The following is a 22764-nucleotide window of genomic DNA, read 5'->3' as shown; positions in this document are numbered from 1 at the left end:
GGGTTATCTATGCTGGGTGAAGGTATTCAGATGCGAGTGGCATCCCAATTTCACGGTTCTGGCAGCCTCCTGTTTTATTTTTTAAAGCTCGCTGCCTTATCTTGGTGCGTTTTGTTTCATGCAAGTGCATCTTCCTGTTAAGTTCAGATTTAATTTTTGATTTTAAATGTTTTATTTCAATAAATTTGGGTTTGGCACCATCTTTGCATTATTAAAATAACTCGTTGTACAGACTCTATTGAGAGTTGCATGCCAAAACTGAAAATCGCGTTAATTGATGATGACCTCGAGCGCGCAGAGTTCATCAAAACCTCCTTGATTCAGCATGAATTTGAGGTGGTTGCCTGTTTGATTCTTAATCATTCCAATATGTTCCATTTACAGCAACTGCATGCCGATGTGATTCTGCTGGATATGGACCATCCGCATCGGGACATTATTGAAAGCTGCGTCAGCCAGTTTGATTTACCGACCGTGCTGTTCACCAAAAACAGCCACAAAGACACCATCAAAAATGCCATTGATGCCGGTGTTACTGCTTATATTGTCGATGGGATTGATCCGGCCAAGCTGGACAGCATTCTGGAAATTTCTATCGAGCAGTTTAAAAAGCACAAAAAGCTGCTGCACGACTTGGAGGAAACCAAAGGCAAACTGGCCGACCGTAAAGATGTCGAAAAAGCCAAGGTCTTGCTGATGCAGATGCATGCCTTAAGCGAAGAAGATGCCTTTGGCCTGCTACGCAAAAATGCCATGAGCCACCGGATGACCATTGGTGAAATGGCACGGCGCCTGCTCGATGCCCAGCAACTCCTGCAAAACCAATTTAAGGATTAGCCATGCATAACTTAGAAAAAACCGAACTTCAGATTGGCTATATTCCTTTGCTCGACTGCGTCGCCATTTTATGGGCCAAACAGCGTGGCTTTTTTGCCGATGCCGGCCTAAACGTCGAACTATTAAAAGAACCGTCCTGGGCCAGTTTAAGAGACCGGCTGGCATTTGGTTTTATGGATGCCGCACATTGTCTGTCGGCCATGTTACCTGCGGCGGCACTCGGCACCGACCAGCTGGGGATTCCACTGCAAACGCCGCTGGTGCTAAGTACCAATCAGGCTTACATCAGCCTGAGTCAATCGCTGTGTTTTGAACTGGGCATCCAGCCGGAAGATGATGCCGTACACATCGCCAAAAAACTGATAAACGCGCATCAGCAACGCCCGATACAGCTGGCGCATGTGTTTCATGCCTCAATTCATCATTACTGTTTAAGAGAATGGCTGGCCCTGGCCGACCCGATCCTGGCGAAAAATATTCAGCTCAGTACGCTACCACCACCGTATATGGTCGAAGCGATTTCCCAGCAGCAGATTGATGGCTTTTGTGTTGGCGAACCCTGGAATACCCAGGCCGAATTACAGGGCTATTCTAAAATCCTGCTCTCGGGTCAGCGGGTTATTCCGCAAGTGGCCGATAAAGTGCTGGCGGTAACCGCAGAATGGGCTGCCCAGCATCCAAATACCTTAAACGCGATGACCTCTGCCATTCAGCGCGCGCAAGCCGAATTGCAACAGCTGGAAGATGTACAAGCGGTCTGGCAAATGCTAAATGAGGCCGGCATCATCCAGTTTCCTTGCTCCGCACAGGTCCATGTCGAGCGCTATTATTTTATTCAGAATATTATTCGCAGTTTGGTGGATGAATCGTCAACTCAGCCGCAAGTACAGGATTTTGTCTGGCTTACCGAGCAAATGCTAAAATGGGACACGCTGGATGTGCTCGAGGTGGAAAGTGCTGCGGTCAGTCAACGCTGTATTTATCCGCTACCATCAAGTCACGTCTAATCAAAAAGCCCGCAACGATGGCGAGCTTTTTTATGGCTATTTTTGCAGTCGACAGACTTAGTCGGCAGAAATATCTTCAAACAGCACTGAAGATAAATAGCGCTCGCCACCATCTGGCAAAATCACCACAATATTTTTACCGGCATTTTCCGGACGTGCAGCCAGCTGTGCCGCAGCCGCCATTGCGGCACCACTGGAAATTCCAACCAGAATGCCTTCCTGGGTTGCCGTCTTACGCGCAAAATCAATTGCTTCCTGGCTTGGAATGGCAATGACTTCATCAACCAGGTCTAAATCGAGGTTTTTAGGAATAAAGTTGGCGCCAATACCCTGAATTTTGTGTGGTGCCGGGCTAATCGCTTCACCACGTTTGGCCTGACCAATAATGGCTGATTCTGCCGGCTCAACCGCCACCGAATACAACGGCTGGTTCTGCACTTTTTCGAAATAACGCGAAATACCGGTAAGCGTACCGCCTGTGCCCACGCCGGCAACCAGAATATCGACCTGACCGCCAGTCGCCTGCCAGATTTCAACCCCAGTGGTTTTTTCATGAATGTCCGGGTTGGCCGGGTTCTCAAACTGCTGCGGCATAAAATAGACCTCCGGTTGCTCGGCCACCAGACGCTCAGCTTCTTCAATCGCGCCTTTCATGCCTTTGGCTGGCTCGGTCAGTACCAGATTGGCCCCCAGCGCTTTTAATACTTTACGGCGTTCAATACTCATGCTGGCCGGCATGGTTAAAGTAATCGGATAACCTTTGGCTGCTGCCACAAAAGCCAGCGCAATACCGGTGTTGCCGCTGGTTGGCTCAACAATATGCATGCCAGCTTTAAGCGCGCCACGCTGTTCTGCATCGGCCACCATTGCCGCACCAATCCGGCACTTGACGGAAAATGCCGGATTACGGCTTTCCACTTTGGCAAATACATTGGCTCCCCCGCCAATGACACGATTAATGCGCACCAGTGGCGTATTGCCAATGGCTTCGGCATTGTTGGCATAAACTGCAATCCCCAAATTGCCCGGGGCGGTAAAAGCTGTATCTGTTGTCATCATGTTTTCCTTAAGTCTTTTTTCATTTACCTCACCTTCTATCATACAGGCTTCTTTAAATTTTAAAATTCGATTTCTCTAAGATTGGTTACAATAAAAACTGAATAAGTTTCACACAAATACGGCCAGTTTTTCGTTAAATTAGGTGATCACCCCATGAAATCTATTCAGTCCAGCCTATAAATCGCTGTAAACTTAGTTCAATTTTGATCTTGACTGACAACCGTGTCAGCCCACCGGCCTCAGGTTCTACTGTAAAAACAGCCCATCCGGCCCATGAAAATATTTAGGGAATGCAATGTCTAACAAGAGTTACAGCCGACTTTATCGTAACCTGACGCAAAAAATTCTAGATAAGATTGTGACCCCGCAAGTCCTGGGCAGCACCAGCGAACTGGAACAGAATCTGGCGCAGAATCAGCTACATACCCGTATCTGCTATGTACTGCAAGACGCTTCTTTAAGTAATACCGTACTGATTGATAAAGAAGCGCAAGCACGTGGTCTGCCTTCGGTATTTTCACCGCTGATTTTAGGCCAGTACAATGAAGATAACTCGATGCTGGCACTGAATGAGCAGGATCAGCCACATGACAGCTATCATTATTCAGCCCGACTGATTCGTCTAATTGAGGCCTTGCAGCAGCATCCGGATCAGGATGTGCAGCTAGTACCGGTAACTGTGCTCTGGGGTCGTGCGCCGGAATATGAAGATTCCTGGTTTAAAGCCCTGTTTGCCGATGCCTGGGCCAAACCGAACAAGCTGAAACAAACCCTGAATATTTCCTTATATGGCCGTGAAAACTATATTGAGTTTCACAAGCCGGTATCGTTAAGAGCTTTGCTGGAAACCGCGCAGACCGAACGCCCGAACTTTTCTCCGGCGCATTTTGTGGTGCAAACCCTGGACCAGAACTTTAACCAGTATAAAGAAGCCATTTTAGGCCCTGACCTGTCCGACCGCCGCAACCTGATCAATAAACTAATGAAAACCGAGGCGGTGCAACAGGCGATTCGTAAAGAAAGTATTGATAAAAAAGTCAGCATGTTTGAGGCAGAAAACCGTGCCAAAAGCTATCTGACCGAAATTGTATCGGACTTTTCCTATTCGACTTTACGCTTTGCCGAGCTGGCACTGACCAAGCTCTGGACCCAGCTCTATGACGGGATTGAAGTGCATCATTTCGATACCGTGCGTGAACTGGCCAAAGACTATGAAATTGTCTATACGCCGTGTCATCGCAGTCATATTGACTACCTGCTGCTGTCCTATGTGATTTTTAACCGTGGCCTGATGGTGCCGCATATTGCTGCTGGCATTAACCTGAATTTACCGGTGGTCGGGCAGATTTTACGTGGTGGCGGTGCCTATTTTATTCGCCGTACCTTTAGCGGTAATGCACTGTATACCTCGGTATTTAAGGAATATCTGCACAGCCTGCTGTCACGCAATACCCCGCTGGAATATTTTATTGAAGGCGGCCGTTCCCGTACCGGCTTATTGCTGCCGCCGAAAAAAGGCATGCTGTCGATGACGGTACAAAGCCATTTACGCGGTGCCACCAAACCGATTGCCTTTATTCCAACCTATTTCGGCTATGAAAAGCTGATGGAAGGCACCTCTTATTTAAATGAGCTGAATGGCAAGCCCAAAGAAGCCGAATCGTTATGGGGCATTTTGAACTCGGCGCGAAAAATTGAAAAAGTATTTGGCCAGGTCTATGTCAACTTCGGCGAACCGGTGTTTCTGGACCATATTCTGCAACAGAATCAGGCCGATCAGATCCAGCTTTCAATTCATGATGAATTGCCACGTCCAGTCATCAACACGGTTGATCAGGCAGCACGGGAAATTCTGGAAAATATCAATAAAGCGGTGGTGATTAACCCGATTTCGCTGATTTCCACCATCTTGCTGAATGCACCGCAACATGCCTTAAGCCAGGATGATTTACTGCGCCAGATTGAACAGTATCGTGAGCTGCTTAAAGCCACCCATTATGATGATCGGATGATTATCACCCAGCTGTCGGCACCAGAAATTATTGAATATGCGCTGAAGCTGAAACAGGTCGAGCATTATCAGCAGGATAACCAGACCTGGATTCGTGTGGCCGAAAGTCAGCGTATTTTACTCAGCTACTTTAGCAATAATATTCTGCACTGCTTAAGCTTACCGGCACTGATTGCCCTGCTCGTGCAGGATATGCCGGCGATCACCACAGCGCAGCTTAAGCAGCACGTCAGCCGCTTATATCCATTCTTGAAATCGGAGCTGTTTTTAAAATGGTCGGCCACAGAACTTCCTGCACAGATTGACCGTATTCTCGACAGCATGCAGCAACTGGGCTGGATTGAGGTATCGGAGAACATTCAGCTGCTTGAACTCCAATCAACACATCCAATGCACAGTCTGGCAACGCTGGCACGCAGCAGCCTGAACAACTTTGTGTTGATTAGCCAATTATTGCAGGAATATGCCGAGCCGTATCAGTTAGATTTAAAAGCGCTGGAAAAAATGGCCAAAACCGTATTTAAACGGCTGGCAGAGTCAGGCAATTTAAACAGCGGTTATTACTTCGACAGTGCCACGTTAAAGAGCTTTATGGGCAGTTTACAACAGCTTGGACTGCTGGAGATGCAAGGTCAGCAGTTACAACTGAAACCACAATTTGATACAGAAATATCAGATTATCTGGGCTGGTATGCCCCTGAGCTGCAACAGCAGATTGCAGATAAGCTGCTGTTCTCTGAGAAAGAAATCAAACAGTTTAAAGAGTATAGTAAAAAATAAAGTATCAGATTCTCAGATATTATTGTGATACTAATCACACGATCTTATCAGTTAATTTGATATATTTATTCACAAAAAACAATGGGGTTTTGGCGCTTTTATTCAGCGCTTTGCCCCGACTCGCTCTATACTAGCAGCAACGTGTTTTAGAGAAATTAACTATGAGTGATGGTCTTGAAATAGACGTAATGCGTGATTCTGCTGAAACTGTCGTAACGATTTTAAAATCGCTTGCCAATACCGACCGTCTATTGATTCTTTGCCATCTTTCCCAACAAGAGTTGAATGTATCGCAAATTGAGGAAATTACTCAAATTCGCCAGCCGACCCTGTCGCAACAGCTGATGATGTTGCGTAAAAGTGATGTGGTGAACACCCGCCGAGACGGTAAACAGATTTATTACACCATTAAAGATCCGAAACTGGTTGAAGTTCTCAGCACGCTCTATCGACTGTATTGTCCTGCTACCCCACTTTAATAAATTTTGCATAGGCAGATTTCTTAGCATTTTTTATGCATAATATATCTAAATTTATGATTTAGATTTTTATATGTCAGATTTTAAGTCACGCCTGCTCAATCGCTTACCCGCCTGGCAATGGTTAAAACATTATAATACCGTGACCCTGAAATCTGACCTGCTGGCCTCGCTAATTGTCATTGCGATGCTGGTGCCGCAAGGTATGGCCTATGCCATGCTGGCCGGTCTTCCACCGGTAATGGGACTGTATGCCAGTGTACTGCCGATGATCATCTATGCTTTTTTCGGCAGCAGTCCTACGCTTTCGATTGGCCCGGTGGCCATCATCTCCATGATGACCTTTGCCACTTTAAATCCTTTATTTGAAGTCGGCTCTCCGGTGTATATTCAGGCTGCCTGTCTGCTGGCGCTGATGGTTGGGGTCATTTCCCTGCTGCTCGGTATGCTGCGCTTTGGCTTCCTGATCCAGCTGATCAGCCATCCAGTTATTAAAAGCTTTATTATTGCTTCGGCACTGCTGATTGCACTGGGCCAGTTAAAGTTTCTGTTTAATGTGCCGCTACAAGCCAACAATATTCCGGAATTTGTGCTGAGTGTCTTTGAATATATCGGCCTGATGCATTGGGAAAGCCTGATCTTTGGTATCGCATCCATTCTGTTTTTGGTCTTCATGCCGAAGTTTTTTAATCTGGAAGCAGTGAAACAGCGTCTCGGGGCCAGCGGATTTATTATTAAATCTTTACCGCTGGTGCTGGTGGTGGTCTCCATTGCCCTGGTCTATTTCTTCAATCTGCAACAGGTCGGCATTAAAACTGTCGGTGAAATTCCTTCCGGTTTCCCGGCGCTGTCGATGCCGTTCTGGAATCTGGAGCTGGTACTGCAACTGTTACCCGGCGCCGCGATGATTGCCATGATCAGCTTTGTGGAGTCATTATCCATTGCCCAGGCCACCGCCTTGCAGCAACGTAGCCAGCTGAATAGCAATCAGGAACTCATTGCCTTGGGTGCAGCCAATATTGGGGCCGGCCTCAGTTCAGCCTTTCCGGTGACCGGCAGCCTATCACGTACCGTGGTCAATGCCGATGCTGGCGCCAAAACCTCTATGGCTGGCGTGCTGTCATCTTTGTTTATTGTGCTGGTCAGTCTGTATTTCACCGGTTTTTTCCGTGATCTGCCACTGACTGTACTGGCGGCAACCATTATTGTGTCAATCTGGAAACTGGTCGAGCTAAAACCGTTTATCGACACTTGGCGTTATTCCAAGGCCGATGGCCTGGCGATGTGGATTACCTTCTTCGGTGTGTTATTTATTGATATTTCTACCGGGCTGATTATCGGGATTGTTTCAACCTTTATTCTGCTGCTGTGGCGTATTAGCCGGCCACATATTGCCGAAATTGGACTGGTCGAAGGCACCCAGCATTTCCGTAATATCCAGCGTCATCAGGTCATTACTTCAGCTAAAGTGCTCTCAATCCGGATTGATGAAGACCTGACCTTTTTAAACTCCAATACCTTAAAAGGTTTCCTGATTAATGCAGTCAGCCAGAAACCGGAACTGGAGCATGTGGTAATTAACGGTTCCAGTATTAGTGCCATTGATTTAAGTGCGCTGGAAATGCTGGAAGATCTGGACAATGAACTGAGAAAACTGAATATCCAGCTGCATTTTTCCGAGGTCAAAGGGCCGGTCATGGACAAACTGCAACGCTCTAAATTACTGAATCATTTAAGCGGTAAAATTTTTCTGACCCATTATCAGGCCATTCGTGAGCTGAGTCCGGACATCACCTAAAATGTCGATCCTGTCTGCTTTTCAGGCAATTATTCGCCCTAAAAAGCAGGCATAAGCATAAAAACATGAAAAAATCATGACTTTTGCATAGCTTAATTTTTCGAATATTCTATTTAAAAACAGCCATTTGATTTTTATATGATTTTTTTTGTAAGCTATTTAAATTTTCGGTATAAAATACATCGCTAATTTTTCCCTATATTGTCCGTAATTCAGACAAGGCCTTCCTATGTTCTCAGCATTTCTGCGCTTGAGCTTAGTCACTCGAATTCTGATCGCTATCATTTTAGGTGTGATAGTTGCGGTGGCTTTTCCACAATTTGCGCCCTACTTAAGCCTGCTCGGCGATTTATTCATTAAAGCGCTTAAATCCGTGGCACCGATTCTGGTGTTTGTCCTGGTGTTATCCTCTATTGCCAATTTCAAAGTTGGCCATAGTGCGCATATCCGCCCGATTATGCTGATGTATGCCGCAGGTATGTTCCTGGCTGCCCTGGCTGCAGTAATTGCCAGCAGCCTGTTCCCAAGCACGCTGTTCCTGGATATTCCGGCCAATACCGACATGCAACCACCGGGCAGTCTGGCTGAGATTTTAAAGAATCTGCTATTAAGTTTTGTGGCTAACCCGGTAACAGCAATTAGTGAAGCCAACTTTATTGGTATTCTGGCCTGGGCTGTGGCTTTAGGTGTGGCCTTCCGTCATGCAACAGACAATACCAAAGCCTTCCTGACCGATGCTGCAGATGCTGTGAATAAAGTAATCCGTCTGGTCATTAACTTTGCGCCGTTTGGTATTTTTGGTCTGGTGGCGGTGACTTTTGCCGAATCGGGTATGAGTACGCTGGTTAGCTATGCACAATTATTAACTGTGCTGATTGGTACCATGATTTTTGTGGCGCTGGTGATTAACCCGATGATGGTGGGCTTTGTCACCCGTTCAAATCCGTATCCACTGGTATTCAAATGTTTACGTGAAAGTGGTATTACCGCCTTCTTTACCCGCAGCTCTGCCGCTAACATTCCGGTGAACCTTGATTTGGCCAAACGTTTAGGCGTACAGGAATCAACTGCCAGTGTCGCCATTCCATTGGGTGCTGCGATTAACATGGCTGGTGCTTCTGTAACCATTACTGTGCTGTCACTGGCGGCGGTGAATACTTTAGGCATTCAGGTTGACTTTAGCACCATGCTGATTTTATCCGTGGTCGCAACAGTTTCGGCTTGTGGTTCATCAGGTGTGGCCGGCGGTTCATTGCTGCTGATTCCGGTAGCATGTGGCCTGTTCGGAATTTCATCGGACATCGCTATGCAAGTGGTGGCTATTGGTATGGTGATTAGCGTGTTGCAGGATTCAACTGAAACTGCACTAAACTCATCTACCGATGTATTATTTACTGCCGCAGTTGATCGTAGTTTGCGTTAATATATGCACTACGTCTGTTGATTAATCAATGAATTATGCCATTTCAAAAATTACCGCTCTGGGTTCAGCTGGGTGCATTTTTTCTTTCTGTGAATGCAGGAATCATTAATGTTCTAGGACTGGTGACTGTATTGCACCAATCTGTTTCCCACATGACCGGTAATGTCAGCATGTTGGCAATGGCACTTTTAGACTGGCAATGGTCACAGGTAATTTATCTGTTTCTGGTCGTTGTTTGTTATGTGATTGGTTCATTTTATAGTGGACTCATCCTGGGAAATAGCCACTTTCTCCTCGGACGCCGTTATGGGCTGCCGCTGAGTTTAGTGGCTATTTTTATTCTGCTGTGCTGGATTTTACTGCCGTACTTCCCGCGTTATGCATTGCTCTGGGCCTGTGTAGCGATGGGCGTTCAAAACGCCATGATCAGCTATTACAAAGGCACCATCATCCGGACCACGCATTTATCCGGGGTACTGACCGATTTGGGTCTGGCCTTGGGCTATCGCGTGCGTGGCCTGCATGTTGGCAAACGCCGGGTGATTTTGCACCTGCTGATTTTAATTGGCTTCTTTATTGGCGGTCTGGTTGCGACAGCGGTTTATCCTTTATTACAATTAAACTCTTTCCTGGTGCCGGTGGCTTTAAGCTTTAGCTTAAGTCTGGTGTACTGGGTGATTTATTTTCGTTATCGACATTTTCAGAAATAGTTCGGACATTTTCTCATGGTCAAAAATGCATTACAGGCACAGTTACTCAAAGCAGGTTTAGTCGATAATAAAAAGGCTAAAAAACTGTCTAAACAGGCGGTACATGAGCAGCGCACAGGTGTGAGTAAAGATGCTGAAGTAAAAGCCAAAATCGAGCAGGACAAACAGCAGAAAATGGCCCGTGATCAGGCGCTGGAACAAGAGAAAAAAGCCGCCTTGCAGGAAAAAGAGCTGAAAGCTGCCATCATGCAAATGATCAACCAGCATAAAATCCGCGACACCGATGGCGACAGCGTGTATCAGTTTATTGATGGCACCATTAAAAAAGTCTACATCAACCAGCAGATTTATAATGCACTGGTGGCCGGAAGTCTGGTGATTGCCAAGGAAAATGAAGCTTATGCCTTCTTGCCAAAAGCGTTGGCGGAGCGTATTAACCAGAAAATGGAAGGCTTTATTCTGGTGAATAATTCACAAAGCAACGCGGATACCACCGATGAAGAAGATCCGTATGCTGCTTATGTCATTCCTGATGACCTGATGTGGTAAGCACTACAAAGAAAACCGGCTTGGGCCGGTTTTTTTATGGGCTGTTTCATGTGATTCAGACCCGATTGAACGTAAGCAGATGCACAGGATATGTATAAAAATTTTATTAGAGGTTATAAATTTAAACATAAACCTTTAAACTCTATCACATTTTTAAAATGAATTAAGCGAGGATCACTTGGAACAGTTTGACGTCATCCAGAATCTGCAAGACTGGATAGATCAATACCCATGGCTAGAAATGCTGTCATCTCTCAGTATTGTGATTTTATTGGCAATTATTGCCAATTTTATTGCCAAGCAGGTGGTGGTACGTGGCATTCGCAAGCTTATTTCCAAACTTCCTTTTGCCCACAACGAAATTATTGCCGAACACAGCGTCATCCGCCGTATTGCCAATATTGTACCGGCGATTGTAATCATGAACGGGATTACCACCGTTCCACATTTGTCTGATAAAGCCATCACCTTTGTACAGATGGGTGCGCAGGCCTTTATCTTCCTGACCATTGCCTTGGCCATTGGCGAATTGCTGAATATCTTTAACCTGATTTACCAGCGCAATCCCAAGTCACGCAATAAACCAATCAAGGGCTATTTGCAACTGGTCAAGCTGATTATCTTTATTGTCTGCGGTCTGATGATTCTGGGCACTTTCCTGAAAAAAGATGTATTCACCTTGCTGGCCGGTTTTGGTGCCATGGCTGCGGTGCTGATGCTGGTGTTCCAGAATACGATTTTATCGCTGGTGGCTTCGGTACAGATTGCCTCTTATGACATGGTGCGTTTAGGGGACTGGATTGAAATGCCATCTTTAAATGCCGATGGTGATGTCATTGATATGTCATTACATACCGTCACAGTACAGAACTTTGACAAGACCATTACCACCATTCCGACCAACAAATTAATTACTGACACCTTTAAAAACTGGCGCGGTATGCAGGAAGCCGGTGCACGCCGGATTAAACGTTCGATTCATATTGATCAGAGCAGCGTGCATTTCATGAGCGCTGAGGAACAGGCCAAGCTGAAAGAGTTTATTTTGCTGGATCAGTATTTAAATACCAAAGCGGAAGAACTGGAGAAGTTTAACCAGCAGCTAAACAACCATGCTCAGTACAATCATCGTCGTCTGACCAATCTGGGGACATTCCGTGCCTATGTTGAGTTTTATCTTCAGCAGCATCCGGGCATTAGCAAAAACCAGTCCCTGATGGTACGTCAGCTACAACCGACCAGCGAAGGCTTACCACTGGAGATTTATGCTTTTACCAATACCACGGTCTGGAAAGAGTATGAAAATATCCAGTCAGATATTATGGATCATTTACTGGCAATTATTCCGGAGTTTGGTTTACAGGTGTATCAGGCGCCATCTGGAACCGATTTTAAAGAGTCATTTAAAGCATCTTAAGTTTTTAGACTGAAACTAAACACATGAGAACCCACCGCTTGGTGGGTTTTCTTTTTCATCTTCCCTTTCGAATGTATCAGACTCATTTCCCTGTTCTTTCTTACCTAAACACTGCCCGCTGATGTTTACAATGACACAGCATTGCAGCACGCTGTTTTTACGTATACTGAAATTAAGCTTATAAAAGAAAGAGGTACATCCTGCATGAAAATTAAAATGCCGTTAATCTTCGCCAGTGTTCTGCTTGCACTTTCAGCTCCTGCCTTTGCGGATGATGACCAGAAAATTATTGCGCAAGCAGCAAAAAATATTATGACCACTGCGCAGGCACTGAAAGCCGCAGATGAAACACCAGTTACGGTGTATGGCACTATTCATAAACATATTAAAGATGAAATGTACCAGCTTCAGGATCAGACCGGCATCATCCATGTCGAAATTGATCATGATCTGGCGACACCGGCGCAATTGCTGAATCCGGGTAAAAAAGTCCGGGTGGTCGGTGAAGTGGATACACACCGTTATAAACCAACCGATATTGATGTAGTCGAGATTGAAATTCTGTAAGTTTCAGGCAGATATTTTCTGATCGAAGCTCGCAAAAAATATGAGGTTTCTTTCAACTGCAAAGCCTTATTTATCTGCCTGATTTTAAAGCAGCACCGCCCTGAAAAGTTTTACTTTTCTTTTAAACTGGGTATTCTTGGCAATAAATCTGTTGTTTATCTCGCAAGCGGTAATCGTGATCAGTAGCGCATTGAATAGAACATGCTCTTCGTCTGTACAAGCCGCATGGCCGATACCAATGATGATCATCAATCTGCTTGCTCAAAAGGACATTGTGTATGTTTAAGTGGTTCGAGAGCCTGGTTAATCCATACCCCACCAAAGGTTTAAATAAACCACTACCTACCCGTTTTTTTCCTTTTGTCTGGCAGGCCGCGCGCGGTGTTCGTCCGTACTTATTGCTATTGGTGCTGTGTACCGCAGGTGCGGCAAGTTTTGAAGCCCTGCTCTATGCCAAAATTGGCGAGCTGGTGAACTGGCTCAGTCAAAGTCAGCCAGATACCTTTCTGGCCGAACATCAAACCAATCTGACTATTCTGACTTTTATCCTGCTGGCCAATATTTTCTTTGCTAGTTTGCAATCCATTATCAAACATCAGATTTTATATAGTAATTTCCCGATGCGCCTGCGCTGGCGTTTTCACAACTTACTGCTGCGTCAAAGTCTGGATTTTTTCCATAATGATTTTGCCGGGCGGCTATCGGCCAAAGTCATGCAAACAGCACTGGCGGTACGAGAATTCTGGATTATTCTGGGCGATATGCTGGCCTATGTGGTGATTTACTTTATTACCATCAGCGTGGTGTTAGGCGCCATTTCACCTATGCTGATTATCCCGTTGCTGGTATGGCTGGGCCTGTTTATTGCCGCAGCCAGTTATTTTATTCCACGTTTAAGCAGAATCTCCAATAGCCAGGCTGATGCCCGCGCCGTCATGACCGGCCGCGTGACCGATGCCTATACCAACATCCAGACCGTGAAACTGTTTGCCCATGCCGGCCGCGAAAGCCAGTATGCAAAAGAATCCATGCAGGAATTTATGGTCACGGTCTATAAACAGATGCGCTTGGGCGCACAGTATGAAATCAGCATTAACCTGCTGACGGTTGTGCTGTATGTCGGTGTGCTGGGTACGGCGCTGTGGTTATGGATGAATGGCCAGGCAGAACTCGGCATTATTGCCGCCACCACCGCCATGATTCTCAAGCTGAACAGCATTGCTGAATTTATGATGTGGCAAACCTCGGCGCTGTTTGAAAATGTCGGTACCATTCAAGACGGGATGAAAACCCTCGGCCGCCCGATCACAATTGAAGATAAACCGGATGCCAAAACCTTGAATGTCGCGCAAGGTGAAATCAAATTTGAAAATGTCAGCTTTGCCTATAATGACAAAAACGTAATTGAGCAGTTTAACCTGACCATCCGTCCGGGTGAAAAAATCGGGATTGTCGGACGTTCCGGTGCCGGGAAATCGACCCTCATCCAGCTGTTACTGCATTTTTATCAGATTAATCAGGGCCGGATTCTGATTGATGGTCAGGATATTGTCGATGTCACCCAGGACAGCCTGCGTAAGAATATCGCGCTGGTAACACAGGACACGTCGCTGCTGCATCGTACCGTGGCTGAAAATATTAAATATGGCCGCCCTGATGCCAGCGATGAAGAGATGTATGCTGCAGTGGCCAAAGCCAAGGCTGAAGAATTTATTCCGCAGCTGACCGATTTACGTGGCAAACGCGGTTATGAAGCCTATGTGGGTGAACGCGGCGTGAAACTGTCGGGCGGACAACGTCAGCGGATTGCGATTGCCCGGGTATTCTTAAAAGATGCGCCCATTTTAATTCTGGATGAAGCCACCAGTGCGCTGGATTCTGAAGTTGAAGCCGCAATTCAGTCCAGTCTGGATGAACTGATGCAAGGTAAAACCGTTATTGCGATTGCTCACCGTTTATCGACCATTGCGCAGATGGATCGCCTGATTGTGCTGGATCAGGGTCAGATTGCCGAACAAGGCACGCATGATGAACTGGTGGCACTGAACGGAATTTACGCTCAGCTGTGGCAACGCCAAACTGGTGGCTTTCTGATTGAGCAACAACAATTAAAGCAAAAACAAGGAACCTGATATGTTGTATCTGGAAGATTTGAAGGTGGGTGATCACTTTGTCAGTCGTGACTACGAAATGACTTTCGAAGAAATTCAGCAGTTTGCCCACCTGTATGACCCACAAATTTTCCATACCGATGTGCAGCAAGCCGCGCAGCATCCGGTATTTCAAGGCATTGCCGCCAGTGGCTGGCATACTGCCGCGGTAACCATGCGTTTATGGACCGAATGTTTTCCGGTGGCACATGGCCTGATTGGTTCAGAATCCAGTCTGCGCTGGCCGCGTCCGACCCGTCCGGGTGACCTGATTCATGTTGATGTTGAAATTACCGCCATCAGTCCATCAAAAACCAAGCTGGACCGTGGTCTGGTCAGTTATGTGACACAGGCCTTAAACCAGCATGGTGAAGTTTTACTGATTTCGACCACCAAAATTGTGGTGTTCCGGCGGGATGCACAGGTGGCCTAAGCAGTCATTTTGTCAAACAATTTTTCTAGTTTTCCGGTTTTTTTCATGCCAATATAGGCAAGCAAATTTAAAAAATAATACTCATTAGTGCAATGGACCGTGCATGAAAACACTTTTACCGCGTCAGGATCAGGGTGTTCCTGGTGTTTATGGCTTACTTATTCTGGATGTTGTTTCCCGTTGGGGATATAACGCTGAAACCTTTTTTGCTCCCTTCCATCTGACCACTGAACAACTGGCCGATCCTGACTTTCGGATTCCGACCAGCATGGCCAATGACATGGTCAAACATGCGCTGTATCTCACCGGTGAATCGACGCTGGGCTATCATTTAGGCACGCAAATGCGCATCTCGATTCATGGCTTTATCGGCTATGCGATTATGACTGCCAATGATATTAGTGATGCTTTAATGCTGGCCAACCGCTTTATTCAGCTGCGGATGCCCTTTTTACAGCTGTTTTTCTCTACCTTTGGTGAAAAAGCCACCCTGCAGCTGCAAGGTGAAATTGATCTGGAACCGCTCAGAACCGAAATTGCGATTGCACTGATTATTGGCATGATCACCATGGCCAAAGCCATTACCGGCATGGAGCATCTTTCTGGTGAAGTCGATTTTGATTTCCCGGAACCGCTGGGCTTTGAAAAATATGCAGCCAAATTCCCGAATCACAGTTTCCGTTTTGACCAGCCCTATCTGATCTTGAGTTTTGACAAGCAGTATTTGGGGCTGAAAATGATTCATGCCGATCCTATTGCCAGCCAGATTGCCATTAACCAGTGCGAAGCCGAACTTTCTGCCTTGGGTGAACGGCGCCGCCTGTCGATGCGCGTGCGCGATATTCTGACCAATTCCGAACAGCATTATTTAAGTATCGAGCATGTCGCCGACCAGCTGCATATGTCAGATCGCACCCTGAAACGCCAGCTGGCAGCCGAAGGCACCTCTTTTTCTACCCTGGTTGATGAAGTCCGTTACCGGCATGCCACCTCGCTGCTGTCACGTACCGATTACACCCTGGAACAGATTGCCGATGAACTGGGTTATAGCGATGTCGCCAATTTTAGCCGCGCCTTTAAGCGCTGGAGTGGCCGCAGTCCAAGCAACTGGCGTAAAGATCCGTATTTATAAAACTTTTGTTTTTCTGCAAAAGCATGTATAAACATGCCAAAAATGATTTAAATAGTTAAGGAGTCATCATGAATCACCCTTCAGAACTGAAATATGCACGTACACACGAATGGGTACGCATTGAAGGTGATCTTGTTGTTACAGGTATTTCTGATCATGCTCAAGATGCACTGGGCGATCTGGTCTATGTCGAAGCACCTGAAGTGGGCCAGCAAGTGACCGCGGGTGAACAGGCCGGCGTGGTGGAATCTGTGAAAACTGCGTCTGACATTCACGCACCAGTATCCGGCACAGTGGTTGAAATTAACCCTGCGCTGGAAGATGACCCGGATTTTGTGAATGATGAGCCGTATGGCAAAGGCTGGATTTATAAAATCAAGCCAGACAACCTGGCCGATGTCGAAAAACTGCTTTCAAGCAGCGAATATGAAGCCGGTTTATAAAAAATAATCTTGCAAGAAGATCAGCCTACGGGCTGATTTTTTTAGCTCAAAACCCTATTAAATGAATATAATTATCACAATAAGATAATTTTATTAATTAAATTTATTAAATAACATTAAAATTTACATAAATTATAGCAATACTATATTTTTACCATAAAATAATTAAAGATAGGCCTTGTCTCTCCCATATATCAATAGCGGCAGATCAGCACAACAACAAACGCCCTATTGATCCCAGCACAAAGGTTTAATATGTCAAACACCGCGTCACAGCCTTTATGGAACAAACCTTTTCTTCTGTGTTTTTCCAATAACCTGTTTCTGTTTATTTTCTATTTTGCCCAGACCACCATTCTGCCAATTTATATCCTGAATGAGCTGAACGGTTCACTGGCGCAGGCCGGTCTGGCCATGACCCTGTTTATGGTGTCCTCTATTCTGGTGCGGCCATTTAGCGGGTTGATTATTGAAAAGCTGGGCCGTAAAAAGACCTTGTTCCTGTCCGAAAGCATGTTCTGCCTGCTGTCTTTTGCCTATATTTTTGCTGACAACCTGACCCTGCTGCTGATCATCCGTTTTATTCAAGGTATCTGGTTCAGTATTTTAACCACCGTTACCGTACCAATTGCCAATGACTTTATTCCGGAGCAGCGTAAAGGTGAAGGTATGGGTTATTTTGTTATGTCGGTGAATTTAGGGATTGTCCTCGGACCTTTGCTGGGCATTTCCTTAATCCAGACCTGGTCCTATAGCATTATCGCGACTGTGCTGGCGGTGATTATCAGCCTGGGCTTTGCCTTCTGTTTTATGATTCCGCTACGTGAGCCAGAAAAAAATGCGACTGCTGAAACTGTTCGCCGTAAGCTGTCGCTGCATGACTTTATGGAAAAAAAAGCCTTAACGGTTTCAGTGATGGCGATGCTGGTGGCCTTTTCCTATGCCAGCATCATGTCTTTTATTTCCACCTATGCCGAAGAAAAAGACCTGCTCAGTTATGCCAGCATGTTCTTTATTGTGTTTGCTATTTCCATGATGAGCCTGCGCCCGATTACCGGGAAAATTTATGACCGTTATGGTCCACGCTATGTGATTTATCCTTCAATCTTAATGTTTGCCGCAGGTCTGGCATTGCTCAGCCAGATGCAGGGTGTGGTCAGTTTTATGGTCTCTGCGATCTTTATTGGGATGGGATTCGGCACCTTGCAACCATGTTTACAAACCTTGGCGATTCAGCGTGCGCCTAAATCGCGGATTGGCCATGCCACCTCAACTTTCTTCACCTGCTACGATATTGGGATTGCCCTCGGTTCGCTGCTGGTCGGCTTACTGATTAGCTGGCAAGGCTATAGTATCACCTATCTGGTCTGTGCCGGAGTGGTGTTGTCGAGTCTGCTCTTTTATAAGTTTGTGGTTAATCACCCAGCCACGGCCTAAATAAAAAACGCCCAAATTGGGCGTTTTATTTTTTAAGTGATGCTAGATAAATTGCAGCTTAAGCACTCTGTTGAGGAGCAGATTCCGTATCTTCATCTTCCGGTTTTGGCTCTTCCAGCATGCTAAAGCTCATAGCTGCCGAAGCTTCGCTTGGCCGGTTACTTTTCAATTTAATCTGTAAGCGCAATTCATTCATCGAATCGGCATTACGAATTGCTTCTTCATAGGAAATCGCGCCTTCGTTATACAAATCAAATAGAGCCTGATCAAACGTCTGCATGCCCAGTTCACGCGATTTGCCCATAATCGACTTTAACTCATGGAACTGGCCTTTTAAAATCAGTTCAGAAATCAGCGGCGTATTCAGCATAATCTCGACTGCCGCACGGCGGCCTTTACCATCTTCGGTACGCACCAGACGCTGGGAAATAATGGCCTTCATATTGGACGACAGATCCATCAGCAACTGGTTACGGCGCTCTTCCGGGAAAAAGTTGATAATCCGGTCCAGCGTCTGGTTGGCGTTATTGGCATGCAAGGTGCCCAAACATAAATGCCCGGTTTCAGCAAAGGCAATCGCATGTTCCATGGTTTCGGTGTCGCGGATCTCGCCAATTAAAATCACATCCGGTGCCTGACGTAAGGTATTTTTCAGCGCATTGTGCCAGGAATGGCTGTCGACCCCGACTTCACGATGGGTAATCATCGACTTTTTATGCTTGTGCACATATTCCACCGGGTCTTCCACGGTAATAATATGCCCGGCTGAATTTTCATTACGATGATCAATCATCGCCGCCAAAGAGGTCGATTTACCTGAACCGGTTCCCCCCACCACCAGCACCAGACCGCGCTTTTCCATAATAATATGCTTCAGCGATTCCGGCAGTTTCAGCTGGCTAAAGTTTGGAATTTCCGCGCTAATGGTTCGAATCACCATCCCGACATGCAGCTGCTGTTGAAACACATTGACCCGAAAACGCGATACCTCCGGCACACTAATGGCAAAGTTGCATTCCAGATCAGTTTCAAACTCGCTACGCTGTTTTTCATTCATGAGGCTGTAGGCAAACAGCTTGGTTTTTTCTGCGGTCAGCGCCTGTTGTCCCAGCGCTTTCATCATGCCCTGATGTTTAATGCTCGGTGGAAAATCCGCGGTAATAAATAAATCTGATCCCCCAAACTCAACCACTTTGCTGAGCATATGAAACATAAACTTACGCGCATCTTCGAGTAATTCTGCACTGTACATCATCAATTATTCACTATCTGTTCTGTCATCATTTTTGGCCCCAACGCGCCGGTATTCAACCGATTGGCAGCGCTAAGCATGTTGTCGATATTGCATCAATCATCCTGATTTCACAATCAATAAAAATTTCAACTTATTCAAAAAATTCAAGATAATCTGCCAATTTCATCAAACTTTTCTATTTTAATTTTAAGGTGCTGATAAAAAATAAGCCCCTGAGGTTCAGGGGCTATTCATTCAATACAATTGCAGTTTAAGCACTACGTTTTAACGGTCGTAAGACCAGTTCTTGTGCGACCTGAAACAATAACTGTTCAGTCTTGTTCCAGCCTAAACAGCCATCGGTCACGGACTGGCCATAGGTCATCTGATCCGAGATTTTCTGTTGTCCATCGACCAGATGACTTTCCAGCATGACACCGCGAACCTGAGTCTGTGCACGCTCTGCCACAATGGTTTTTAACACCTCTGGTTGTAATAACGGATTTTTACTGCTGTTGCCATGACTGCAATCAATCACCAGCGCTGGCATCTCGCCTTTGACTTTGGCTTTGATTTTTTCAATTTCAGCCAGCTGGTAGTTCGGGCCAGCATTGGCGCCACGTAAAATCAGATGTGCTTTCGGGTTGCCCTGTGATTCTAAAATACACGGTAAACCTTGCTGGCTCATGCCTAAGAACTGATGCGGATGTGAAGCCGATTGAATCGCGTCTAAAGCAATTTGTACCGAACCATCGGTACCATTTTTGAAGCCAATGCTGTACGGCATGTGGCTAGAAATTTCACGGTGAATCTGAGATTCACTGGTACGCGCGCCAATCGCACCCCAGGCCAGTAAATCGTCAAAGTAGGCTGTTGCCATCGGGCTTAGAATTTCAGAGGCAATAGGCAACCCCATTTCAATAATTTGCAAGTACAGTTCACGTGACTTTTCTAGTCCCAATTGCATATTGGATGAACCGTTTAATTCTGGATCGTATAAGAAGCCTTTCCAGCCAACCGTGGTGCGCGGTTTTTCAATATAGGCGCGCATTACCAGGAAAATCTGGTCTGCCACCTGGCTTTGCAGTTGTTGTAATTTTTGTGCGTATTCTAGTGTTGCCGCAGGATCATGGATGGAGCATGGGCCGGTAATCACCAGCAAACGTGAATCGGTACCGTTAAGAATATTCTGAATGGTTTGACGCTGCTCGGCAATTTGCTGTGCCAGCGCGCCAGAAAGCGGCAATTGCGCCTTGAGCTGATAAGGTAAGCTTAAAATTGTTTCTTTGGCTGAAGATTGTTGTAATGCAGTATTTAAAGCGTTCATTGATTCTTCCTTTGGACTGTGGTCTGACAGTCCGAACTTTTATTTGAGCGATATGGGTCTAATACAGGTCAGGTTGGTCATAGCTTGACTAAAGTAAAACCAATAAAAGTTGCTAAAGTATGAATAGTTAAATGTACGCATGAGAATCTCCAAAAGATTGATTAAATTCAAGATATAAAAAAACCTGATCAGGGTTGCCGATCAGGTATCAACTGGTGGGCAACCTTATTTTGCCCGAACGCGTTCAGGCAATTATCTAAACTGCCAGAAGTAATAGTATGCGTTTGAGATTACAGGTTGCTTTAACATCTTTATTTCTTCAAAAAAGTATGTGTCTGAAAAATAAAATACGCGCTATTTCCAGCTTTGACAATAGTTTTCTGGATGTTTTTTAGCATTCTTCCGGATTTCCTTTCACATTTAGCAAAACACAGCTTTCCTCCAATTGATCTCCTATCTTCCGGGTTAAATCACGTCGAAAGACTCAAATTACTTTTGGATAAAAAATTATCCGCATTAAAATTACCTTCTATTGGATATTTACAGTCAAAACACCACCATTAAAAACCTTTTAAAATCATTAACTAATTCATTAAAAATCATAGCCCACCCACCATCTTTTACAAAAAGTTACAATTATATTTCTTCCTATTCACCAATAAAACACAAAACAATATTTTATAAATATCATTACTTTAATTTATCATTAAGCCTGATTTGAGTCATTAATTACGAAATACGTAATCATATTACGTATTGAACAAAGATTAACTCTTGCTAAGATATTTTCATCTGGAACGCCCTGATTTCAGGAAATTCCTGCAAAAACAACAAGTGAAGCAATTGGATTGCTCACCATACATGAGGATGGAACATGCACAACTTAGCTAACCCTTTAGAGCTATGCGGATTTGAATTTATTGAATTTGTCTCTGAAAATGGCGCTCTGGATTCAGTTTTTCAAACGCTCGGTTTTACCCAAGTGGCTAAGCACAAATCCAAAAATGTCTACTTATGGCGTCAGGGCGACATCAATATCATTCTGAACTATCAGCCAGAATCCTATGCATCATATTTCTTTAATGAACATGGTCCATCGGCCTGTGCCATGGGCTTTAAGACCAAAAATGCAACCCGTGCCTATCAGAAAGCGCTCGAACTCGGTGCCGAACCAATCAAAAACGTGATTGGTCCTATGGAACTGAATATTCCAGCGATTAAAGGCATTGGTGGCTCACCGATCTTTCTGGTCGACTGCGATATTTATCAGCAGGATTTCGAGTTCTTTGAAGGTGTTGATCCGCGCCCGGTGGGTACCGGTTTAAAAGAAATTGACCATTTAACCCATAATGTCTACAAAGGCCGGATGCAGTACTGGGCCAATTTCTATGAAAAAATCTTTAATTTCCAGGAAATCCGCTACTTCGATATTAAAGGTGAATACACTGGTTTGACCTCAAAAGCGCTGACTGCACCAGATGGCAAAATCCGTATTCCACTGAATGAAGACTCGGACAAAGGCAACGGACAAATTGCCGAGTTCCTGTCAGAATTTAACGGCGAAGGCATTCAGCATATTGCCTTCTCAACCGATGACTTACTGGCGACCTGGGACAAGCTCAAGGCCTTGGGCGCCAAGTTTATGACTCCACCACCGGCAACCTATTATGAAATGCTGGCAGAACGTTTACCGGAACATGGCGAACCGACTGCAGAGCTGCAACAGCGTGGCATTTTGCTGGATGGCAATACCAAAGATGGTGAAAAACGCCTGCTGCTACAGATTTTCTCGGAAAATATGATTGGCCCGGTGTTCTTCGAATTTATTCAACGTAAAGCAGATGATGGCTTTGGCGAAGGAAACTTCAAAGCCCTGTTCGAATCGATTGAGCGCGACCAGATTAAACGTGGCGTGCTTGACGTCTCTGCCTGATTTTCAGGTGTTCTAAATCCCGACAACGCCGCTCTTGC

20 protein-coding genes are annotated in these 22764 nt (G+C 45.5%); 16 read left to right on the top strand and 4 right to left on the bottom strand.

Annotation, left to right across the window (positions count from 1 at the left end):
• The first annotated feature begins 249 nt into the window (after window positions 1-249).
• Together FTU69_RS05305 and FTU69_RS05300 are read left to right on the top strand one after the other, a co-directional pair.
• On the top strand, window positions 250-837 hold the full coding sequence (locus FTU69_RS05305) for an ANTAR domain-containing response regulator (RefSeq protein WP_180103570.1): 588 nt from the start codon (window positions 250-252) through the stop codon (window positions 835-837).
• Between the two features lie 2 nt (window positions 838-839).
• Window positions 840-1844 (top strand): ABC transporter substrate-binding protein, encoded by a 1005-nt coding sequence (locus FTU69_RS05300; protein ID WP_168383113.1) that lies wholly within the window; start codon window positions 840-842, stop codon window positions 1842-1844.
• 57 nt (window positions 1845-1901) lie between these two features.
• Here the strand turns inward: FTU69_RS05300 and cysK are convergent, their stop codons facing one another.
• Window positions 1902-2900: a cysteine synthase A gene (gene cysK / locus FTU69_RS05295; RefSeq protein WP_180103569.1), complete on the bottom strand. Its 999-nt coding sequence runs from the start codon at window positions 2898-2900 to the stop codon at window positions 1902-1904.
• A 298-nt stretch (window positions 2901-3198) separates the two neighbouring features.
• Between cysK and plsB the strand changes: the two genes are divergently transcribed.
• The 8 genes from plsB (at window position 3199) to FTU69_RS05255 (ending at window position 12637) form a co-directional block, all read left to right on the top strand.
• Window positions 3199-5694, top strand: a complete 2496-nt coding sequence (gene plsB, locus FTU69_RS05290; protein ID WP_180103568.1) for a glycerol-3-phosphate 1-O-acyltransferase PlsB — start codon at window positions 3199-3201, stop codon at window positions 5692-5694.
• A 161-nt stretch (window positions 5695-5855) separates the two neighbouring features.
• Window positions 5856-6173, top strand: coding sequence for a helix-turn-helix transcriptional regulator (locus FTU69_RS05285; protein ID WP_005178157.1), 318 nt, complete (start codon window positions 5856-5858; stop codon window positions 6171-6173).
• 73 nt (window positions 6174-6246) lie between these two features.
• Entirely contained in the window at window positions 6247-7971 is a 1725-nt protein-coding gene (locus FTU69_RS05280; protein WP_104494982.1) for a SulP family inorganic anion transporter, read from the top strand.
• A gap of 229 nt (window positions 7972-8200) precedes the next feature.
• Window positions 8201-9394, top strand: a complete 1194-nt coding sequence (gene sstT, locus FTU69_RS05275; protein ID WP_104470169.1) for a serine/threonine transporter SstT — start codon at window positions 8201-8203, stop codon at window positions 9392-9394.
• 35 nt (window positions 9395-9429) lie between these two features.
• Window positions 9430-10104: a YoaK family protein gene (locus tag FTU69_RS05270; RefSeq protein WP_005178167.1), complete on the top strand. Its 675-nt coding sequence runs from the start codon at window positions 9430-9432 to the stop codon at window positions 10102-10104.
• Window positions 10105-10119: 15 nt separating this feature from the next.
• Window positions 10120-10653 carry a DUF2058 domain-containing protein gene (locus FTU69_RS05265; RefSeq protein ID WP_016658090.1) on the top strand — a complete coding sequence of 178 codons (534 nt, stop codon included), beginning with the start codon at window positions 10120-10122 and terminating at the stop codon, window positions 10651-10653.
• 178 nt (window positions 10654-10831) lie between these two features.
• Window positions 10832-12070: a mechanosensitive ion channel family protein gene (locus FTU69_RS05260; RefSeq protein WP_016658089.1), complete on the top strand. Its 1239-nt coding sequence runs from the start codon at window positions 10832-10834 to the stop codon at window positions 12068-12070.
• A gap of 204 nt (window positions 12071-12274) precedes the next feature.
• Window positions 12275-12637: a NirD/YgiW/YdeI family stress tolerance protein gene (locus FTU69_RS05255; RefSeq protein ID WP_075166578.1), complete on the top strand. Its 363-nt coding sequence runs from the start codon at window positions 12275-12277 to the stop codon at window positions 12635-12637.
• Between the two features lie 84 nt (window positions 12638-12721).
• Here the strand turns inward: FTU69_RS05255 and FTU69_RS05250 are convergent, their stop codons facing one another.
• Window positions 12722-12886 carry a hypothetical protein gene (locus tag FTU69_RS05250; RefSeq protein ID WP_155757083.1) on the bottom strand — a complete coding sequence of 55 codons (165 nt, stop codon included), beginning with the start codon at window positions 12884-12886 and terminating at the stop codon, window positions 12722-12724.
• A gap of 29 nt (window positions 12887-12915) precedes the next feature.
• On the opposite strand from FTU69_RS05250, the gene FTU69_RS05245 reads away from it, so the two are divergent.
• The 5 genes from FTU69_RS05245 (at window position 12916) to FTU69_RS05225 (ending at window position 18232) form a co-directional block, all read left to right on the top strand.
• Window positions 12916-14769, top strand: coding sequence for an ABC transporter ATP-binding protein (locus FTU69_RS05245; protein WP_005178171.1), 1854 nt, complete (start codon window positions 12916-12918; stop codon window positions 14767-14769).
• A gap of 1 nt (window position 14770) precedes the next feature.
• Entirely contained in the window at window positions 14771-15220 is a 450-nt protein-coding gene (locus tag FTU69_RS05240) for a MaoC family dehydratase (protein ID WP_180088314.1), read from the top strand.
• Between the two features lie 103 nt (window positions 15221-15323).
• Window positions 15324-16352 (top strand): AraC family transcriptional regulator, encoded by a 1029-nt coding sequence (locus tag FTU69_RS05235; protein WP_005178175.1) that lies wholly within the window; start codon window positions 15324-15326, stop codon window positions 16350-16352.
• Window positions 16353-16420: 68 nt separating this feature from the next.
• On the top strand, window positions 16421-16795 hold the full coding sequence (gcvH, locus tag FTU69_RS05230) for a glycine cleavage system protein GcvH (protein ID WP_005178176.1): 375 nt from the start codon (window positions 16421-16423) through the stop codon (window positions 16793-16795).
• A gap of 255 nt (window positions 16796-17050) precedes the next feature.
• Window positions 17051-18232 (top strand): MFS transporter, encoded by a 1182-nt coding sequence (locus tag FTU69_RS05225; protein ID WP_180103567.1) that lies wholly within the window; start codon window positions 17051-17053, stop codon window positions 18230-18232.
• Between the two features lie 58 nt (window positions 18233-18290).
• Here the strand turns inward: FTU69_RS05225 and FTU69_RS05220 are convergent, their stop codons facing one another.
• Window positions 18291-19484 carry a PilT/PilU family type 4a pilus ATPase gene (locus FTU69_RS05220; RefSeq protein ID WP_045794791.1) on the bottom strand — a complete coding sequence of 398 codons (1194 nt, stop codon included), beginning with the start codon at window positions 19482-19484 and terminating at the stop codon, window positions 18291-18293.
• A 253-nt stretch (window positions 19485-19737) separates the two neighbouring features.
• Window positions 19738-20793, bottom strand: coding sequence for a 3-deoxy-7-phosphoheptulonate synthase (locus FTU69_RS05215; protein ID WP_180103566.1), 1056 nt, complete (start codon window positions 20791-20793; stop codon window positions 19738-19740).
• Window positions 20794-21667: 874 nt separating this feature from the next.
• On the opposite strand from FTU69_RS05215, the gene hppD reads away from it, so the two are divergent.
• Entirely contained in the window at window positions 21668-22726 is a 1059-nt protein-coding gene (gene hppD, locus FTU69_RS05210; protein WP_016658083.1) for a 4-hydroxyphenylpyruvate dioxygenase, read from the top strand.
• The last annotated feature ends 38 nt before the right edge of the window (window positions 22727-22764 follow it).

The organism is Acinetobacter sp. YH12134 (assembly GCF_013418555.1).
GTDB lineage: Bacteria > Pseudomonadota > Gammaproteobacteria > Pseudomonadales > Moraxellaceae > Acinetobacter > Acinetobacter indicus.
The sequence above is the reverse complement of the archived record's forward strand: the minus strand, read 5'-3'. Positions and strand labels throughout refer to the sequence as shown.

Coding starts and splice junctions, on each gene's coding strand:
- sstT (WP_104470169.1), top strand. CDS start 8,201: ATGTTCTCAGCATTTCTGCGCTTGAGCTTAGTCACTCGAATTCTGATC.
- FTU69_RS05215 (WP_180103566.1), bottom strand. CDS start 20,793: ATGAACGCTTTAAATACTGCATTACAACAATCTTCAGCCAAAGAAACA.
- FTU69_RS05250 (WP_155757083.1), bottom strand. CDS start 12,886: ATGATCATCATTGGTATCGGCCATGCGGCTTGTACAGACGAAGAGCAT.
- plsB (WP_180103568.1), top strand. CDS start 3,199: ATGTCTAACAAGAGTTACAGCCGACTTTATCGTAACCTGACGCAAAAA.
- FTU69_RS05245 (WP_005178171.1), top strand. CDS start 12,916: ATGTTTAAGTGGTTCGAGAGCCTGGTTAATCCATACCCCACCAAAGGT.
- FTU69_RS05255 (WP_075166578.1), top strand. CDS start 12,275: ATGAAAATTAAAATGCCGTTAATCTTCGCCAGTGTTCTGCTTGCACTT.
- FTU69_RS05270 (WP_005178167.1), top strand. CDS start 9,430: ATGCCATTTCAAAAATTACCGCTCTGGGTTCAGCTGGGTGCATTTTTT.
- gcvH (WP_005178176.1), top strand. CDS start 16,421: ATGAATCACCCTTCAGAACTGAAATATGCACGTACACACGAATGGGTA.
- FTU69_RS05240 (WP_180088314.1), top strand. CDS start 14,771: ATGTTGTATCTGGAAGATTTGAAGGTGGGTGATCACTTTGTCAGTCGT.
- FTU69_RS05285 (WP_005178157.1), top strand. CDS start 5,856: ATGAGTGATGGTCTTGAAATAGACGTAATGCGTGATTCTGCTGAAACT.
- cysK (WP_180103569.1), bottom strand. CDS start 2,900: ATGACAACAGATACAGCTTTTACCGCCCCGGGCAATTTGGGGATTGCA.
- FTU69_RS05225 (WP_180103567.1), top strand. CDS start 17,051: ATGTCAAACACCGCGTCACAGCCTTTATGGAACAAACCTTTTCTTCTG.
- FTU69_RS05235 (WP_005178175.1), top strand. CDS start 15,324: ATGAAAACACTTTTACCGCGTCAGGATCAGGGTGTTCCTGGTGTTTAT.
- hppD (WP_016658083.1), top strand. CDS start 21,668: ATGCACAACTTAGCTAACCCTTTAGAGCTATGCGGATTTGAATTTATT.
- FTU69_RS05305 (WP_180103570.1), top strand. CDS start 250: ATGCCAAAACTGAAAATCGCGTTAATTGATGATGACCTCGAGCGCGCA.
- FTU69_RS05220 (WP_045794791.1), bottom strand. CDS start 19,484: ATGTACAGTGCAGAATTACTCGAAGATGCGCGTAAGTTTATGTTTCAT.
- FTU69_RS05280 (WP_104494982.1), top strand. CDS start 6,247: ATGTCAGATTTTAAGTCACGCCTGCTCAATCGCTTACCCGCCTGGCAA.
- FTU69_RS05265 (WP_016658090.1), top strand. CDS start 10,120: ATGGTCAAAAATGCATTACAGGCACAGTTACTCAAAGCAGGTTTAGTC.
- FTU69_RS05300 (WP_168383113.1), top strand. CDS start 840: ATGCATAACTTAGAAAAAACCGAACTTCAGATTGGCTATATTCCTTTG.